Annotated in this window: 19 protein-coding genes; all 19 read left to right on the forward strand. The window is 41.6% G+C overall.

The window, feature by feature from the left end:
* Positions 1-2: 2 nt before the first annotated feature.
* Complete coding sequence (locus CDZ88_RS04405; RefSeq protein ID WP_100372384.1) at positions 3-1,217, forward strand: ABC transporter substrate-binding protein; 1,215 nt, start codon at positions 3-5, stop codon at positions 1,215-1,217.
* A gap of 217 nt (positions 1,218-1,434) precedes the next feature.
* Positions 1,435-1,608: a 30S ribosomal protein S21 gene (rpsU, locus tag CDZ88_RS04410; protein ID WP_100372385.1), complete on the forward strand. Its 174-nt coding sequence runs from the start codon at positions 1,435-1,437 to the stop codon at positions 1,606-1,608.
* A 20-nt stretch (positions 1,609-1,628) separates the two neighbouring features.
* On the forward strand, positions 1,629-2,072 hold the full coding sequence (locus tag CDZ88_RS04415; protein ID WP_100372386.1) for a GatB/YqeY domain-containing protein: 444 nt from the start codon (positions 1,629-1,631) through the stop codon (positions 2,070-2,072).
* A 174-nt stretch (positions 2,073-2,246) separates the two neighbouring features.
* Entirely contained in the window at positions 2,247-3,584 is a 1,338-nt protein-coding gene (locus tag CDZ88_RS04420; protein WP_100372387.1) for an NfeD family protein, read from the forward strand.
* 18 nt (positions 3,585-3,602) lie between these two features.
* The gene (gene floA / locus CDZ88_RS04425) at positions 3,603-4,607 is read left to right on the forward strand and encodes a flotillin-like protein FloA (protein ID WP_100372388.1); all 1,005 of its coding nucleotides are present in this window, start codon (positions 3,603-3,605) and stop codon (positions 4,605-4,607) included.
* 35 nt (positions 4,608-4,642) lie between these two features.
* Positions 4,643-5,197, forward strand: a complete 555-nt coding sequence (locus CDZ88_RS04430) for a hypothetical protein (RefSeq protein WP_100372389.1) — start codon at positions 4,643-4,645, stop codon at positions 5,195-5,197.
* Between the two features lie 113 nt (positions 5,198-5,310).
* Entirely contained in the window at positions 5,311-5,592 is a 282-nt protein-coding gene (yqfC, locus tag CDZ88_RS04435; protein ID WP_100372390.1) for a sporulation protein YqfC, read from the forward strand.
* Between the two features lie 39 nt (positions 5,593-5,631).
* Positions 5,632-6,819 (forward strand): sporulation protein YqfD, encoded by a 1,188-nt coding sequence (gene yqfD, locus CDZ88_RS04440; RefSeq protein WP_100372391.1) that lies wholly within the window; start codon positions 5,632-5,634, stop codon positions 6,817-6,819.
* Positions 6,820-6,833: 14 nt separating this feature from the next.
* Entirely contained in the window at positions 6,834-7,790 is a 957-nt protein-coding gene (locus CDZ88_RS04445; RefSeq protein WP_442857110.1) for a PhoH family protein, read from the forward strand.
* 136 nt (positions 7,791-7,926) lie between these two features.
* On the forward strand, positions 7,927-10,095 hold the full coding sequence (locus CDZ88_RS04450) for an HD family phosphohydrolase (protein ID WP_100372392.1): 2,169 nt from the start codon (positions 7,927-7,929) through the stop codon (positions 10,093-10,095).
* On the forward strand, positions 10,092-10,562 hold the full coding sequence (ybeY, locus tag CDZ88_RS04455; protein WP_100372393.1) for an rRNA maturation RNase YbeY: 471 nt from the start codon (positions 10,092-10,094) through the stop codon (positions 10,560-10,562). The genes CDZ88_RS04450 and ybeY overlap by 4 nt, the downstream gene beginning before the upstream one ends.
* On the forward strand, positions 10,546-10,941 hold the full coding sequence (locus tag CDZ88_RS04460; RefSeq protein WP_100372394.1) for a diacylglycerol kinase family protein: 396 nt from the start codon (positions 10,546-10,548) through the stop codon (positions 10,939-10,941). Before ybeY ends, CDZ88_RS04460 begins: the two co-directional genes overlap by 17 nt.
* 44 nt (positions 10,942-10,985) lie before the next feature.
* Positions 10,986-11,729, forward strand: coding sequence for a DUF502 domain-containing protein (locus CDZ88_RS04465; protein ID WP_100372395.1), 744 nt, complete (start codon positions 10,986-10,988; stop codon positions 11,727-11,729).
* On the forward strand, positions 11,677-12,120 hold the full coding sequence (locus tag CDZ88_RS04470; RefSeq protein ID WP_100372396.1) for a cytidine deaminase: 444 nt from the start codon (positions 11,677-11,679) through the stop codon (positions 12,118-12,120). The genes CDZ88_RS04465 and CDZ88_RS04470 overlap by 53 nt, the downstream gene beginning before the upstream one ends.
* Entirely contained in the window at positions 12,113-13,024 is a 912-nt protein-coding gene (gene era / locus CDZ88_RS04475) for a GTPase Era (protein ID WP_100372397.1), read from the forward strand. Before CDZ88_RS04470 ends, era begins: the two co-directional genes overlap by 8 nt.
* A 729-nt stretch (positions 13,025-13,753) precedes the next feature.
* Entirely contained in the window at positions 13,754-13,900 is a 147-nt protein-coding gene (locus CDZ88_RS04480; protein ID WP_100372398.1) for a YqzL family protein, read from the forward strand.
* 37 nt (positions 13,901-13,937) lie between these two features.
* Positions 13,938-14,693 carry a DNA repair protein RecO gene (recO, locus tag CDZ88_RS04485; RefSeq protein ID WP_157796474.1) on the forward strand — a complete coding sequence of 252 codons (756 nt, stop codon included), beginning with the start codon at positions 13,938-13,940 and terminating at the stop codon, positions 14,691-14,693.
* Between the two features lie 324 nt (positions 14,694-15,017).
* Positions 15,018-15,908 carry a glycine--tRNA ligase subunit alpha gene (gene glyQ, locus CDZ88_RS04490; protein ID WP_100372399.1) on the forward strand — a complete coding sequence of 297 codons (891 nt, stop codon included), beginning with the start codon at positions 15,018-15,020 and terminating at the stop codon, positions 15,906-15,908.
* Positions 15,901-17,982 (forward strand): glycine--tRNA ligase subunit beta, encoded by a 2,082-nt coding sequence (glyS, locus tag CDZ88_RS04495; protein ID WP_100372400.1) that lies wholly within the window; start codon positions 15,901-15,903, stop codon positions 17,980-17,982. The genes glyQ and glyS overlap by 8 nt, the downstream gene beginning before the upstream one ends.
* Positions 17,983-18,025: the final 43 nt, after the last annotated feature.

Here is an 18,025-nt window from a genome sequence, read left to right on the forward strand (position 1 = left end):
GAATGATGAAAAAAAGTTGGCTGATTTCGAGTGTTGTTATGTTCTCAATGGTCCTTGGTGCGTGTGCGAGTGGAACGACTGGTGATGGTGGAGGAGGAGAAGCCGCACCGGAAGAAGATGTACCAGAAGTAGAAGTAAGTGGAGAAGAAGAAATCCTGAACATCGGCTACACAGGACCATTAAGTGGACCGGCCGCTTTTTACGGGGAGAATACCGTAAGTGGTGTGAGAATGGCTGCTGATGAGATCAATGACGCGGGAGGATTTGAGGTTGATGGCACGACGTACAAATTAAATTTAGTCACCTATGATGATATGTATTTACCAAATGAGGCGGCGACGAACGCAAGACGTCTTGTGCAAGAGCATGATACAAAGATTGTTTTCGTTCCTCATAGTGGAGGGGTCTTTGCAACACAAGTGTTCAACGAGCAAGAAGACTTCCTAATTGCCGCTTATACGAGTGAGCCAGAGATTTTAACGCAAGGAAATGGGCTGACGTTACGGATTCCACCTGCATATGATCAGTACCCAGAGCCGTTTGTTAATTATCAACAAGAACGATTTGGTACGAAATTAGCGTTATTACCTACAGCGACACAATATGGAAAAGACTGGACAGAGGAATTAGTTCCTGTCTGGGAAGCAAATGGGGGAGAGGTCGTCTATGATGGGGAAGTAGATTTTGGAAAGGATACGGATTTCTTTCCAATCGTCACAAATGCTCTCAATCAAAATCCTGATGTGATTTTTGTCGGAGGACCTTCTGAGCCTACTGCTTTACTAATGAAAGCTGCGAGAGACCTTGGATTTGAGGGCGGGTTTATGGTGATGGACCAAGCGAAATTTGAGGAAATGGACGGGGTACTTGGAGGCTATGATGAGATCGAAGGTGCAATTGGGATGTTACCAATTATGAATAGTGATGCAAGTGGAGCAGAGAGCTTTGTTTCAGCATTTGAAGAATTACAAGGGCGTGTACCAACGGCCGAATCTGCGTTTAACTATCAAGCAATGTATGTGTTAGTAGAGGCAATGAAACTAGCTGGAACGGTTGAAGACCCTGAAGCGATTATGGCGCAAATGGACGCAGGGGTTAAAGCATTACCTGATGATAAGTTTGTGTGGCATCTAACAGGAGTAGAAAACAATGGCTTTGATTGGAAAGCATCGATTGCAGCCATTGAGGATGGTGAAATTGTATTAATTGAAGAATAGGTGGACGAATTAGCCAGCTTCGTATACAATGAAGCTGGCTTTTAATGATAACCATTTTTTTGCAAATTCAAGGTGAAGCGCCTTTAAATCCTTATTAAATAGTGAATAAACTAAAATATGGGTTGACCTTATGAGGCTGCTATATTATAATTAGATAAGACGTGCACTCGAATGATATGTGCCGTTTGATTGGTTGTTTCGGAGGGAGGGGAATATAATGGCAGAAACTCGTGTTCGCAAAAACGAATCGATTGATGCTGCACTTCGTCGCTTCAAGAGATCACTCTCTAAAGAAGGAACGTTGGCTGAGGTTAAAAAGCGTAAGCACTATGAAAAACCTAGTGTAAAACGTAAGATGAAATCTGAAGCAGCAAGAAAACGTAAGTTCTAAGAAGTGAGAGGGTGTATTCATTGAATCTTCTAGATCGTTTAACTGCAGATATGAAGAGTGCGATGAAGAACAAAGATAAGCAAAAACTCTCTGTCATCCGTATGGTAAAGTCGTCGTTGCAAAACGAGCAGATTAAGCTCGGGCGTGAGTTGACGGACGATGATAGCCTTACGGTTTTGAATCGCGAACTGAAACAACGCAAGGATTCGCTCCATGAGTTTGAACAAGCAAACCGTGAAGATTTAGCTTCCAAGTTACGCGACGAGATCGTTATACTTGATGACTATATGCCAGAACAGCTTTCAGAAGAAGAAGTATCAGCAATCGTCAAGGAAACCATTGATGAAGTCGGTGCTTCCACCAAAGCAGACATGGGTAAGGTCATGGGAGCAGTTATGCCTAAGGTTAAAGGTAAAGCTGATGGTGGACTTGTGAATCGTCTTGTGCAACAACACTTATCATAATTAATGACACAAATGCCACGTTTCCTCGGAAACGTGGCATTTTTATTTGTGAATGCAGCCCTTGAGTGGAAGTTCATGATTCGTTCGTGCTAAACTAAATATAGAAAAAATTGAAACCTTATGAAGAGATTACACGTAAAGCTACATAAGACCAATTAGAAGGGAGGTAGTTAAATGAATCGTATTCGGTTAAAGGTATCATTACTTATGATTATCGGTGCGTTACTCCTTATTCCGATTCAATCCTTTGTTCATAGTGAGACTAATCAAAGCGATCCAGTCGTCTACTACATACCTGTTGAACAAACGGTGGAACGAGGTTTAGCGGCTTTTATGAAGCGCTCATTTGAATCGGCGAAAGAACAAGGGGCTGATTACATTGTTCTCGAGATTCATACTCCAGGCGGTGCGGTTGATGCAGCAGGTGATATCGCACGATTAATGCGAAATACTGATATTCCGATCATTGCGTATGTCACCAAAGATGCGATTTCAGCCGGTGCTTATATTGCTTTAAATGCTGATGAGATTGTGATGGCTCCAGGTGCAACGATGGGGTCAGCAGGTGTGATTGATGGAGCCGGTAATGCCGCTGAAGAGAAGACACAATCTTTTTGGTTAGCTGAGATGCGTGCGTCAGCGGAATTGAATGACCGTGATCCTCTATATGCTTTGGCAATGGCTGACCGAACCGTCGAAATACCTGATTTAGGCTTAAAAAATGAAGAATTTTTGACGCTAACATCAAGCGAAGCGGTGAGTGTCGGGTATGCAGAAGCGATTGCTTCTAACCGAGCGGAGTTGCTTGAGTATCTAGAACTAGATCAAGTGACAGAACAAGATATGCAAGTCAGTTTTGCTGAGCAAATTGCTAGATTTGTAACAAATCCAATTATTATTCCAATTTTATTATCGGTTGGAAGCCTCGGACTCGTACTTGAATTGTATTCGCCTGGATTTGGGGTCCCTGGATTAATGGGCCTTTCAGCATTAGGGTTGTTTTTCTTTGGCCATTTATTTGCTGGTTTTGCGGGATGGGAATCGATTCTCTTGTTCGCAATAGGGTTCTTACTAATCATGATTGAAATTTTTGTGCCTGGCTTTGGCATTTTTGGTGTACTCGGCATAGGCTCGATCATTGGTGGGATGCTGCTTGCATCGTTTTCGATGTCCTCCATGGTCATTTCAATCTTTATAGCAGTGATTTTAACCGCACTTGGGACCGTCTTTATTTTTAGGTATTTTGGTCACCGAGGGCCGTGGAAAAAACTTATTCTCACGGATTCAACAAGTTCAGAAAAAGGCTATATCACCAACCATACAAGATCAGAATTGATGGAGATGGATGGTGAAACATTAACGCCGCTGCGACCATCTGGTTCGGCTGTTTTTAATGGGGAACGCCTTGACGTTGTATCTGAAGGAGGATATATTGAACAGGGTAGGAAAATCCAGGTCGTCTATACATCTGGTTCACGAGTTGTTGTTCGTGAGGTAAAAGGTAACTTATAATTAAAAGGAGGAAACAAAATGACATTAGATCCAGGAAGTATTGGATTATTGGTTGGTTTAGCGGTATTAATTATCTTCCTAGCGGTACTATTTACATTTGTACCTGTTATGTTGTGGATTTCTGCACTAGCTGCAGGAGTGAAGATTGGGATTTTCGAACTAGTGGGGATGCGTTTACGTCGAGTTATTCCAGCACGAGTAGTAAATCCATTGATCAAAGCCGTTAAAGCAGGTATTGATCTTAGTACATCAAAACTAGAAGGTCACTATTTAGCAGGTGGTAATGTTGACCGTGTTGTTAATGCGTTAATCGCAGCGCAACGTGCTAACATTGAATTAAGCTTTGAGCGTGCAGCAGCGATTGACCTTGCTGGTCGTGACGTATTAGAAGCAGTTCAAATGAGTGTAAACCCAAAAGTAATTGAAACACCATTCATTGCCGGTGTAGCGATGGACGGAATTGAAGTAAAAGCAAAAGCGCGTATTACAGTGCGTGCAAACATCGATCGCCTTGTCGGGGGTGCCGGGGAAGATACGGTTATCGCTCGTGTTGGTGAGGGGATTGTATCAACGATTGGTTCTGCTATACATCACAAGAAAGTTCTTGAAAGCCCAGATATGATTTCTCAAACCGTTTTATCTAAAGGTCTTGATGCTGGTACAGCGTTTGAGATTCTATCGATTGATATCGCAGACATTGATATCGGCAAGAACATTGGTGCTGAATTACAAACAGATCAAGCTGAAGCAGATAAGAAGATTGCACAAGCAAAAGCCGAAGAACGTCGTGCAATGGCTGTGGCACAAGAACAAGAGATGAAGGCTCGTGTCGAAGAAATGCGCGCGAAAGTTGTGGAAGCAGAAGCAGAAGTACCTATGGCATTATCAGATGCATTACGTAAAGGAAACATGGGCGTAATGGATTATATGAACTATCAAAACGTGATGGCTGATACAGATATGCGTGGGTCAATAAGTAAGGCAACAGGGGAAGATGATCAAAACAACAAGCGTGGTCAATAATGCATTCTCCTAGTGATGGAAGGAGGAGAACATAAATGGAATCACTGTTTGATTTAATTTTCTCCAATATCTTCTTCGTCATTATTGTGATCGGTGGGATAATAAGTTTCTTCAATCGAATGAGAGAAGCTGGGAATTCAGAAGAAAGACCTGAACGTCCACAAAGGCAACAGCAAGCAGGGGAAGTGCAACAAGAGGAACGAGTGGACTGGAGAGAGATCTTTAAGCAAGAGCAACCTCCATCTCCCGAACCAGAACGCGCTCAACCTACCTTTGAGGAACGGCCGAAGCCGGTTTCATTTGAACCGATCAATCAGCGTGAAGAAGTAAGTGGAGTCGTTGATCGTCAGCAAGAACTACACGATCGGTATGAAGGATTAAAGAATAAACGAAATGATCGAATTCTAGCTGCAAGAAATGAGATAGGATCATCAACAGACAAAGAGCGCTCGAGTTCTAAACTTGACCTCGAACTGAATCGCTTATCTAATAAAGAGGCGATGAAGGCCATTGTGTTTGCTGAAGTACTAGGGAAACCTAGAGGGAAAAATCCTCATCAAAGTTTTATGCAGTCAAGACGAATGAGATAATAGTAACGAGTCGCACAGAGTATACTCTGTGCGGCTTTTTTTTTGCTCATCGAGATTTCTGTGATAACCAACAAGCCTTTGACATAAAAATGAGAGAAGGGGGAGGGTCGTGCATGAAAAAATTTAAACAACAGATGAGAGTATGGATGACAAAAAACATGCAGCTTCCAGCAGATGTCATGATGGACTTGCCGCGTATCACCATGATTGGTCAACTACATATTTATATTGAAAACCATCGTGGGGTTTTACGATTCTCCAATCAGGAACTTAGGTTGTTACTTAAACAAGGACAACTGTTAATAAAAGGTGATCAATTTGTGATAAAAACGATTTTACCAGAGGAGCTTCTATTAGAAGGACGGATCGACCAAGTGATTTATTTAAATGAATAAATGTCACTTAAGACCGAGTAGAGAAGAGGGGGACCGAGTATGCGAAATAATTGGATGCAAGCTGTCAAAGGTTATGTCAGGGTAAGGGTGGACGGAGCTTACCCCGAGCGATTTCTCAATCGATGTATCGAACAGCGGCTATCGATTTGGAAGGTTAAACGAGTGGGTGATGAGAGAATTGTCTTTTATATGGACATAGAAGATGCAACCAAGATTCGTCCGCTATTACGCACAACCGACTGCAAAGTGACATTTCATGATCGGAAAGGGACACCTGCTATTTTACGTAAAATGAGTTTACGTGCAGGTTTTTTAATCGGACTGGCTGCGTGTTTGGCTATTATATTTATTTTATCAAACATGGTTTGGAAAGTAGAAGTGGAAGGAGCCTCCCCGCATGTTGAGCACGAGTTGCGCCAAGTGGTTCAAGAAATGGGGATCAAGCGAGGCAGTTTTCAATTTTCCTTGCCGAGTGTTGAGCAAATTCAACGTGATGTAACAGAACAAGTTAGTGGGGCCACCTGGGTCGGGGTTCGTCAAAAGGGGACGACCTATCAATTTGAAGTGGTCGAACAGAAGTTGCCAGAAGAAGCCGCTCGAGTAAGTCCGCGACATTTAGTTGCGAAAAAGAAGGCCATTATTCATGACATTTTTGTAGAACATGGTCAAGCAGAAGTGAAACCAAATGATTTCGTGGATAAGGGTGATATGCTCGTCAAAGGAGAGATCGGGAAAGAAGGGAAGACAGAAATTGTTGCAGCAATTGCTGATGTTCGTGGAGAAATTTGGTACAAGTCAGAAGCAACGATTCCGATAGAACGGCTTTTTACCACGTTAACAGGGGAATCAAAAGATCGTCACTACCTCTCTATAGCAAGTGTGAATCTACCTTTCTGGGGACTTCGTGGACATGACTTCGAGCAAACGCAAGAATTTATCGAAGAAAAACAATTCCACTTGTTTAATTTGTCGCTTCCTTTAAAGTATGTACGAAAGGAAATTCGGGAAACATCTTCGTATAACCGTACGTACACCAAAGAAGAAGCGATTGAGGAAGCGAAACGGATGGCTCGAGTAGAGCTTGTTCGTGGACTTCCAGATGATGCGGAAATTATTGGTGAAAAAGTTTTGCACGAAACCTTAGAGAATGGTAAAATTAAACTACAGATTCACTACCAAGTACTAGAAGATATCACATCGGCACAACCGATCATTCGAGGAGATTGATGTTCTTGTCAGAGATGAAATCGATTCAACTAGAAGTGAAGAGCACGAGAGAAATCCAAGCTTTACTTGGCCCAAACGATCGTCACCTACAACGTATAGAAGAGTTGCTTGAAGTGTCTATTGTCACAAGGGGTGAACAAGTTTCAATTAATGGGACCCCAGAGAATATTCAATATGTTCAAAAAGTACTGGCTTCACTCGTACAATTAGTTCGAAAAGGGATTTCCATTACAGAACGTGATGTAGTCTACGCAGTTGAACTAGCGAAGCGTGATCAGTTGGATGAACTACATGAGCTTTATGAAGAGAAAGTTGCGGTCACAGCGAGAGGGAAAGTCATTATTGCTAAAACGCTCGGGCAACGTCATTATGTCTCGGCAATTAAAAAACGAGATATGGTCTTTGGTATAGGTCCAGCAGGTACAGGGAAAACGTATCTTGCTGTGGTGTTAGCGGTCACTGCACTAAAAGAAGGTCATGTGAAACGAATTGTGTTAACAAGACCAGCAGTAGAAGCAGGTGAGAGCTTAGGTTTTTTACCAGGTGATTTGAAAGAAAAAGTAGACCCCTACTTACGACCGATCTATGATGCCCTTCACGATGTATTAGGTGTTGAGCACACGACGCGCTTAATGGAGCGTGGAACGATTGAAGTCGCGCCACTTGCTTACATGCGTGGCCGAACGTTAGATGATGCCTTCGTTATTTTAGATGAAGCGCAAAATACAACCCAAGAACAAATGAAAATGTTTATTACTAGACTTGGTTTTGGTTCGAAAATGGTGATCAATGGAGACTTAACACAAATTGATCTACCTAAAGGAAAAAAATCAGGATTAAAAGTGGCTATTGATATATTACAGCCTGTCAAAGACATTGGTTTTATTTATTTACACGCTTCGGATGTAGTAAGGCATACGCTTGTTCAAAAGATTTTAACTGCGTATGAGACTCAAAACGAAGAAAGCTAAATAGCAAGCAGTAGTGGTCACACAACTTGAGTGAACGCTTCAATAAGACCCTCGCTTGACGAGGGTCTTATCTGTTCCTAGGGAGGATATAAGCAGAGGGTAGAAAGTTGTTTTAAGATAAAGGGGTGAGGCAATCTTGAGGAAACGTTTTTCTATTGATCATATACCTTGGTGGAAGCGTATACGCGACCATCGTTACATACGAACGATTTTATTTATCATTCTCGCGCTCTTTTTATATGTTTCAATGCTAGGTAACATTATCCCCGAAACGCTTGATGTGCGTTTGTCGCAAATTGCAGACAGAGATATTCGATCGCCAATCACGACGGAGAACCGTATTGAAACAGAAGAGAAAAGAAGTGAGGCCATTGACGCCATCAACCCCGTTTATGAATTAAAACGAGATTATGCCCAGAATCAAGTAGTGAAAGTGAATGATATATTTGAGCTCATTAGAAGAGTTGCTTTTGATGAAGAGGGTATAGTAGAAGAAGAGGTAGAAGAAGCTGACGGCGAAGAAGAAAATGATGAACAACTAGCGTACATTCAAGAAGTTCTTTCTTCAGGGACAAGCAATGATTTGTCGGATGAGACGATTCTGACGTTAATGAATTCAAACGCTTCTCAACTTCGAATTGCTCAAGAAGCGACTGCGAATGCTGTACATGAAGCGATGAGTCGGCAGATTTCCATTCAGAATTTAAATGACATTAAACAGTCTGTTGATGAGCAGTTTGCTATTTCAACGGTTAGTAAGCGTCTGTTAGAAGCAATGATCGAAATTGCGCAATTTGCTATCATCCCGAATTATATTTATGATCTCGAAGGGACAGAGCGTCTTCGTCAAGAAGCGAGTGATCGGGTGGAACCTGTGATGATTCGTGAAGGACAGTTGCTAGTAAAAGAAGGCGAAATGGTTGAGTATGAAATTTATGAACAACTTCGTCTCGTTGGTTTACTTGAAGATTCATTTAATCCAAATCCGTATATTGGTCTAGCATTGTTAGTGTTATTAATGATAGGAATGCTCGCCTATTACTTGAAAGAAGCGAAGACGACCGTTCAACACAACAATAGTCATTTGGTTCTCTTTATTTTAATCTTTGTTGTGACGGCCATGTTGATGAAAATGTCGAGCTTGCTTGAGGGTTTGGATATTAGTGGAATCGGATTTATTGTTCCGGTTGCGATAGGAGCCATGCTGCTCACCACCTTAATCCATCCGAGAATTTCATTATTTACGAGTGTACTTTTTGCAGTCGTAGGAAGCATTTACTTTAATAATGACGGAGTAGGTACGTTCCATTTTACATACGGGGTCTATATTTTATTTAGTGCCTTTGCAGGGACGTATTACTTAAGTCGATCCAACCGAGTGTCACGAATTTTGCGAGCGGGATTCTTTGTCTCCCTTGTAAATATTGTGGCAATTATATCGCTCCTCTTTATGAGAACCGTTCAAAGTAGTTGGATAGAGGTGGGAATGCACGTTGGATTTGCCTTCTTATCGGGATTCTTAGCGGCTGTTTTAACAATTGGTTTGCTCCCGTTTTTCGAGGCAGGGTTTGGGATTTTATCAACGTCAAGGCTAATTGAACTCTCTAGTCCCAATCAACCACTGCTTCGAAAAATTTTAACCGAGACACCTGGAACATATCATCATAGTGTCGTCGTCGGTAATTTATCAGAAGCTGCATGTGAAGCAGTAGGAGAGAATGGATTACTAGCACGTGTGGGAGCCTATTACCATGATCTTGGTAAGACGAGACGGCCCCATTACTTTATAGAAAATCAACAAAAAATGGCGAATCCGCATGATCAATTAAAGCCACTGGCGAGCACCAACATTATCGTTGCTCACCCATATGATGGGGCGGCGCTGTTAAGAGAACATAAGATGCCTAAAGAAATCATTGATATTGCCGAACAACACCATGGGACGAGTTTGCTGAAATTCTTTTATTATAAAGCAAAAGAGGAATCAGACGAAGTGGTGAGCGAAGATCAGTTTAGATACCCTGGTCCTAAACCTCAAACAAAGGTCGCTGCCATTGTAATGATTGCTGATAGCGTCGAGGCAGCCGTTCGATCGATGTCGGCTCCTACACCTGAAAAAATCGAAGGGTTAGTACGGAAGATCATTACAGACAAGCTTGAAGACGGACAATTTGACGAATCTGATATTACCTTAAAGCAATTGAACCAGATTACGGTAACGATGTGTGAGTCATTAAAAGGAACGTTCCATCAACGCATTGAATACCCAGACGATAAAAAAGATAAAGGAGAGACGAAAACATGAATTTAACGATCGATTTACATGATGAAACGACGACGTTAACACCCGAACAAGAAAAATTGATGACAGACCTTATTACGACAGCCGTTAACTTTGAGAAGTTAGACGGTGAGATCGAACTGTCTGTCACACTTGTTGATGAAGCGAGAATACAAGAGATTAATAAAGAATATCGCGGCAAAGACACACCTACAGATGTCATATCATTTGCACTTAATGATGAAATGGAAGATGAAATTCAACTTGTAGGAGAAGGAATTCCTAATGCATTAGGAGACATCATTGTTTCTGTTGCTCATATTAAGCGCCAAGCTGATGAGTATGGTCATTCGTTTGACCGAGAACTAGGTTTTTTAACGGTCCATGGTTTTTTACACTTACTAGGATACGATCATATGACAGAAGCCGATGAACAAGCGATGTTCTCACGTCAAGAGGAGATCTTAAGCGAGTATGGGCTTACAAGATAGAAATAAGCGCGGATTCTCTCGGCTACTCCGTTCATTTGGCTACGCTTCTGAGGGGTTAAAGCATGTGTTCTTTTATGAGCAGAACATGCAAATTCATATTAGCCTCTCGGTCGTGGTAGTTCTTTTAGGGGCTTGGTTAGATGTGTCACGTATTGAATGGTTAATTATTTTACTCGTGATTAGCGGAATTTTCTCCTTAGAAATCATGAATACCGCGATTGAGAGAACCGTCGATCTTGTAACAGAGGAGTACCACCCTATCGCCAAACGAGCAAAAGACGTTGCCGCTTCGGCTGTATTCGTGTATAGTGTTTTTGCTGTCATTATTGGTTTAGTTTTGTTTATTCCTTATATTCTTGAAAAGCTATCATCTTTATAAAATGTATCAAATCGAGTAAGTGTACGAGAGGAGATTCTCATCACATGTGGAAGACATTTCAGAAGAATATTATTGCGGGAATATTGTTCCTCCTCCCAGCAATTGCTACTATTTATGTTATACAGTTTCTGTTTACTCTTATTGATTCTTTTTTAGGCTCATTTGTAACGGGAATTTTAAAAGCATTGAATGTCATTTCTACTGTCGATGATCGCATTTATTTTTTAGGTGTCTACACACCATTTTCTGAACGCTTACTTGGAATTGGCTTTGTATTAACCATCTTATTGCTTACGTGGGTTGGTGCACTGCGGTTAAAAGGTCGAGGAATTAGAGTCCTTGATTCCATTGATCAAGCGTTTAGAAAAATACCGATTGCCAATTCCATTTATACCTCTGTTGAACAAATCGTTCACGCTTTTGCTCAGGAGAGAACGTCATTTCAAAATGTGGTACTCGTCGAATACCCTAGAAAAGGACTGTATACGGTTGGGTTTCAGACGGGTGAATCTAAAGAGGAAGTACAACGAGTAACTTCTAGGCAGTGTATCAACGTTTTTTTACCAACGACGCCTAACCCAACATCTGGGTGGTTGATTTTAGTGCCGAAAGAAGATGTTATTGAACTAAATATGACAGTGGAACAAGGTCTAAAGTTTATTATTTCAGGTGGTGTGGTCGTACCTCCTGATGAAGCGAGTGAAGCGGAGCAAAAAGAAGCTGTTGTTCACTCAGATGAAATGCTCGTCGAAATACGAAGTAAAAGAGAGGAAGAGAAAAATGGATAAACAACAATTAATGAACAAGGCTAAGGAAGCACGTGAAAATGCGTATGTTCCTTACTCAAAGTTCCAAGTCGGAGCAGCATTACTTATGGAGGATGGATCGGTTTTCAAAGGGGCAAATATTGAAAATGCATCATATGGTCTAACCAATTGTGCTGAACGTACGGCTTTGTATAAGGCGTACTCGGAAGGCAACCGGACAGTCGAAGCTATTGCCATTATCGCTGATACGGAACGACCTGTGACTCCATGTGGGGCGTGTCGTCAAGTGATGGTTGAATTAATGCCACCAAATGCAGCAGTATACTTAACAAATTTAAAGGGTGATGTTCAGGAAATGACAGTATCAGAATTATTGCCAGGAGCATTTACAGCGGAGGATCTAAATGAATAATTCACCAAAAGGATTTAAATCAGGATTTGTTTCGATTATTGGAAGACCGAATGTCGGGAAATCTACCCTACTTAATTATGTGATTGGACAAAAGATTGCCATCATGTCAGACAAGCCACAAACGACACGTAATAAAATTCAAGGTGTCTATACGAGCAATGAATCGCAAGTTGTCTTTATTGATACACCTGGAATCCACAAGCCTAAACATAAGCTCGGTGACTTTATGATGAAAGTTGCACAAAACACTTTGCGTGGAGTCGACCTTGTATTATACGTGGTGGATGCTGGTGAAGCGTTTGGTAGTGGTGAGGAATATATTATTGAACGCCTAAAAGAAACGTCAACACCCGTCTTTCTAGTCATCAACAAAATTGATAAAGTGAAGTCAGATGATTTACTTGGCATTATTGAAACATACCGCACAAAGTATGATTTCACGGAAGTCATTCCGGTTTCGGCATTACAAGGAAGTAATGTGCCGACGTTAATGGAACAAATTATCGGCCATCTTGACGAAGGACCACAATACTACCCAAGCGATCAAGTCACCGATCACCCAGAGCGCTTTATTGTAGCAGAATTAATTAGAGAGAAAGTGCTTCATGTGACTCGCGAAGAAGTGCCACATTCCATTGCTGTTGACATCGAGCAAATGAAAAAACGTGACAATGACGTGATCTACATCGGAGCTACCGTCATCGTCGAAAGGAATTCACAAAAAGGAATTGTCATCGGCAAACAAGGCAGCCTCCTTCGTGAAGTAGGAAAACGCGCACGAGCCGACATCGAAACTCTACTAGGCTCAAAAGTCTACCTAGAGCTATGGGTCAAAGTCCAAAAAGACTGGCGCAACAAACCAAGCCACCTAAGAGACCTAGGCTTCAGAGACGAAGAATATTAAAAGAAAAGCGGAAGCGACTGTTCTGGAATGAGGGAAAACTAGGGGAAGCCAAAAGAAGTCGCTTTTTGACTTCGTTGGATTCACCGGGTTTACCCGAATTCCAAGGAGCTGCAGCTAGACAGAAAAGCGGAAGGGCTCGTTTAGTGGCGTATAAAATGGAGTACGGTGACCGAGATAAAGGAAACACAGAGAACGCAGTGATCTGATGTTGACTTATCGACCGAGGCGAACGGAATTTTACTAGCCACTGAGCCCAGCAGCTAGACAAGAAAAGCGGAGGTTGCCGTTAAGAGGCGTCATGCAAATGTAATTTCCATTTCCTTACTGCATTTGCGCGAAAACGTGTCTGATTTGCGCGGAAACGTATGAGATTTGCTCGAAAAAGCTAAATACTCGCGCGGAAATGGATACTTTCTGCGCGAAAACTTTCTCAGGAAGCTACATGTAGTCTAAAATTAGTCGTAGCGGCAGCTCAAACGTCGCTTTTTTTCCATTCAACTGAATTGTAACAAAAAAGAAATCATATTTTCACAATGGCTGGGCGTATAGCCATTGTTTTTTTATATGGAAACGATTAATATGAAAGCAGTAAGTGTTTCTTCAAAAATATGACAACGCCTCTTTGTCAAGTTGATGAAATTAACAATTATTCCTTAACATGATTTGTACAAACAAGGTCAACCTAGAAGTACAGGGCGTTAAAGTCTTGAGAGAAAGGTGGAATCTGAGATGCTCGATTTTTCCTGGAAGGTTTTTTCAATGACTGGCAACTTGGATACGTATTTATTAATGAAAGAGCTTGAGCGCGATTCTGATGATGAGTCAAGCCAAGAAGACGTTGATGCTATGGACACGTTAGACGCTCCCACTCATTGATCTTGTTTGTTCTAATATGAAGACGTGGTGAGTAGCTATGATGCAAAAAGTAGAAGCTGTTGTCATTCGAACAACAGATTATGGTGAATCGAATAAAATTGTTACGTTATACACGAGAGAAAATGGTAAGGTCGGCGTCATGGCACGTGGAGCGAAAAAACCTAAAAGTCGTCTCGCTGCTGTTTCCCAACTTTTTATTCACGGTCTCTTCTTGTTCCAAAGGAGCGGTGGACTAGGTACGTTAAATCAAGCGGAGATGATCTCGTCTTTCAAAGAAATAAGAAGTGATCTTTTCTTGGCTGCCTATGCGACCTATATGGTTGAAATGGTGGATAAGCTAACGGATGAGAAAGAACCGAACGAACCGCTCTTTAATCTTTTACAACAAACATTGATGTATCTTGATGAAGGAATTGACCCAGATGTGTTGCTTCGTATTTTTGAAATGAAAATGATGGCCGTTGCCGGTATTTCGCCTGAGCTTGATCAATGTGCAAGTTGCGGTGATACTGACATTCCAACGGGCTTTTCCATTGTGCAAGCTGGTTTTTTATGCAAAAAATGCATGCATAAAGATGAACGAGCCTTTTGGATAACTCCTCATACAGCAAGGTTGTTACGATTGTTTTATTATATGGACATGAATCGTTTAGGTCAGATTTCTTTAAAAGATGAAACAAAACGTGAATTGAAATTGATTATCCAATCGTATTATGATGAATATTCTGGTTTAACTTTAAAATCCAAACGTTTTCTCGAACAACTAGAAAAAATGGGCGATTTTAAAGGGTGAAGCTTGTTGACAGAGAAGATGAGTTTTTAGTATGATGCTAGTATTATGATATGATGCTTAGACGGAAAGAAGTACGGTTAAATCCTGTTGAAAGCGAACCTAGGATGGTGAGAGCTAGGGCAACAGTTTAATCAGAAGGCATTCCTGAGCATAGACGGTGAAAGTGATTTGACTTGCGCGCAAGTTGAATAAGTAGGGTGGAACCGCGGGAAAAACTCTCGTCCCTATGTCGAAAGCTATTCGGCATAAGGACGAGAGTTTTTTTGTTTTTCCTACGTTTTTCTTTCCCGTCTAGACGTATATAACCTTGAAGGAGGAATCACGATGAACGTGCAAACGATGATTTTGACATTGCAAGAATTTTGGTCAAAGCAAAACTGTATGATCATGCAAGCGTATGATACTGAAAAAGGGGCAGGGACGATGAGTCCATTTACCCTTCTTAGAACAATTGGCCCTGAGCCGTGGAATGTGGCGTATGTGGAGCCTTCCCGTCGTCCTGCTGATGGAAGATACGGGGAGAACCCGAACCGTTTATACCAGCATCACCAATTCCAAGTCATTATGAAGCCTTCCCCAACCAATATTCAAGAGCTTTACTTAGATAGTTTACGCGCTCTTGGCATTGATCCTTTAAAGCATGATATTCGCTTTGTTGAGGATAACTGGGAGAATCCAACATTAGGATGTGCTGGTCTTGGTTGGGAAGTTTGGTTAGATGGGATGGAAATTACGCAATTTACGTACTTCCAACAAGTGGGTGGAATCGAAGCCAATCCTGTTTCTGCAGAAATTACATACGGACTCGAGCGTCTTGCTTCCTACATCCAAGATAAAGAAAATGTCTTTGATCTTGAATGGGTAGAAGGATTTACGTACGGAGACATTTTCAAACAACCAGAGTATGAGCATTCAAAATACACATTTGAAGTATCAGACAGCCAAATGTTGTTCTCTCTATTTGGTACGTACGAGCAAGAAGCAAAACGTGCGCTAGATGAAAACCTTGTGTTTCCAGCGTATGATTACATCTTAAAATGTTCACATACATTTAATCTACTCGATGCACGCGGAGCGATTTCTGTAACTGAACGAACGGGCTATATTGGACGAGTTCGTAATTTAGCTCGTACGGCTGCGAAATTGTATTATAACGAACGTGAACGTTTAGGTTTTCCAATGTTAAAAAAGAAGGAGAATGCAGATCATGAGTAAACGCGATTTTCTATTTGAGCTTGGTCTAGAGGAGTTGCCAGCACGATTTGTGACGGACTCGATGAATCAACTGAAAGATAAAGTGACGACTTGGTTACAAGAACAACGCCTATCTTATGACGCGATTGAAGCATTTTCAACACCACGCCGTCTAGGGTTATTAATCACAGGTTTAGTAGAGAAACAACCGGATGTTGAGGCGGAGGCGAAAGGGCCGGCTAAAAAGATTGCAAAAGACGCGGACGGAAATTGGTCTAAAGCAGCTCAAGGCTTTGCAAGAGGTCAAGGCGTATCAACGGATGATCTATTTTTCCAAGAGTTAAAAGGGGTCGAATATGTGTATGCGAAAACATTCACAGCCGGAAAAGAGACTGCCTTGCTGCTGCCGCAATTAAAAGAATTGATTACATCCATGCATTTCCCGAAAAACATGCGCTGGAACGAGTATGATCTACGGTTTGCTCGTCCGATTCAATGGATGGTTGCGTTGTACGGTCAAGAAGTGATTCCATTTGAGATTACAGATGTGAAAACAGGAAACACGACACGTGGTCACCGCTTCTTAGGAGATGTTGTGACACTTGATACACCGGCTGATTATGAAACGACGTTACTAGGCCAATACGTCATTGCTAGACCAGAGGAACGCAAGCGTGCGATTCGCAATCAATTAGAATCGATGACAGAGGGCAACGGCTGGGTCATTCCAGTTGATGAAGATCTTCTTGAAGAAGTAACGAATCTTGTAGAATACCCAACGGCTTTATCAGGTAGCTACGATGAGTCATTCCTTGAAATTCCGAAAGAAGTGTTAATTACATCGATGCGTGAACATCAACGTTACTTCCCTGTTCAAGATGACTTAGGTCAATTGCTTCCTCATTTTGTGACTGTACGTAATGGGGATCATCAGCACCTTGAAAATGTAGCAAAAGGAAATGAAAAGGTTCTACGTGCTCGCCTATCTGATGCGGCGTTCTTCTTTGCCGAAGATCAAAAACTTCAGATAAAAGATGCGTTATCACGCTTAGAAAACATTGTCTATCATGAAGACCTTGGATCCATTGCTGATAAAGTACGTCGAGTTCGTCAAAGTACAGAAGCGATTAGCCGAATGGTTGGTCTTAACGCTGCGGATCAAAAAGTGACAGACCGTGTTGCTGAGATTGCAAAATTTGATCTTGTCACGCAAATGGTCAATGAGTTCCCTGAGTTACAAGGTCGAATGGGTGAGGTGTATGCGGAGTTAAACGGTGAATCAAAAGAAGTGACGATCGGAATTAATGAACATTATCAACCGAAGTTCGCAGGAGATAAGAGCCCCACGACAAAAGTTGGGACGGTCGTAAGTTTAGCGGATAAGCTAGACACGATTGTTACTTGTTTTGCCATTGGTCTTATTCCGACAGGTTCACAAGATCCCTATGCCCTTAGAAGACAAGCAGCTGGAATTGTACAAATGGTCAATGAGTATGAGCTAAATGTAACGATCCAAGATCTTGTAGAAGCAAGCTTAAATGTAGCCGAAGATCGCGGTTTATTAAAGCGTGATCGGGTGGACATTGTTCGTGATGTGATTGAATTCTTCACGTTGCGTGTGAAAAATGCCTTGCAAGAAAAAGGGATTCGCTATGATGTGATTGACGCGGTGATGACAGGTGAGCCGATCCATGTACCAACGACAGTGAAAAAGGCACAGCTTCTCATGCAACAAGTTAATGAAGAGTCATTTAAGAAAATGGTGGAGGCGCTTAGTCGTGTAACAAACATTGCTAAAAAAGCAGAAACAACAGCCTCTCCAACTGTAGATTTATTCGAGAAAGAACAAGAGCATGCATTATTTACTAGCTACCAACAAGCTGAAAAAGACGTGCACCTAGCATTGGAAAAGGGAGATGTCGAGGCAGCTTTTACTAGTCTTGCAGCGATTGAACCTGTTATTCATGCATACTTTGATCATATTATGGTCATGGCTGAAGATGCAAAAATTAAAGCCAATCGCCTGGCTCAAATGAAGGAATTATCATCTGTCATTCGCGCGTTTGCTAACTTCCAATCGATTGTATTTAGCTAATTAAATCGCCTACTTTGAAGGAATTATGCATGATATGTGCAAA

The sequence above is a fragment of the Bacillus sp. FJAT-45037 genome, from assembly GCF_002797325.1.
Taxonomy (GTDB): Bacteria; Bacillota; Bacilli; order Bacillales; family Bacillaceae_D; genus Alkalihalophilus.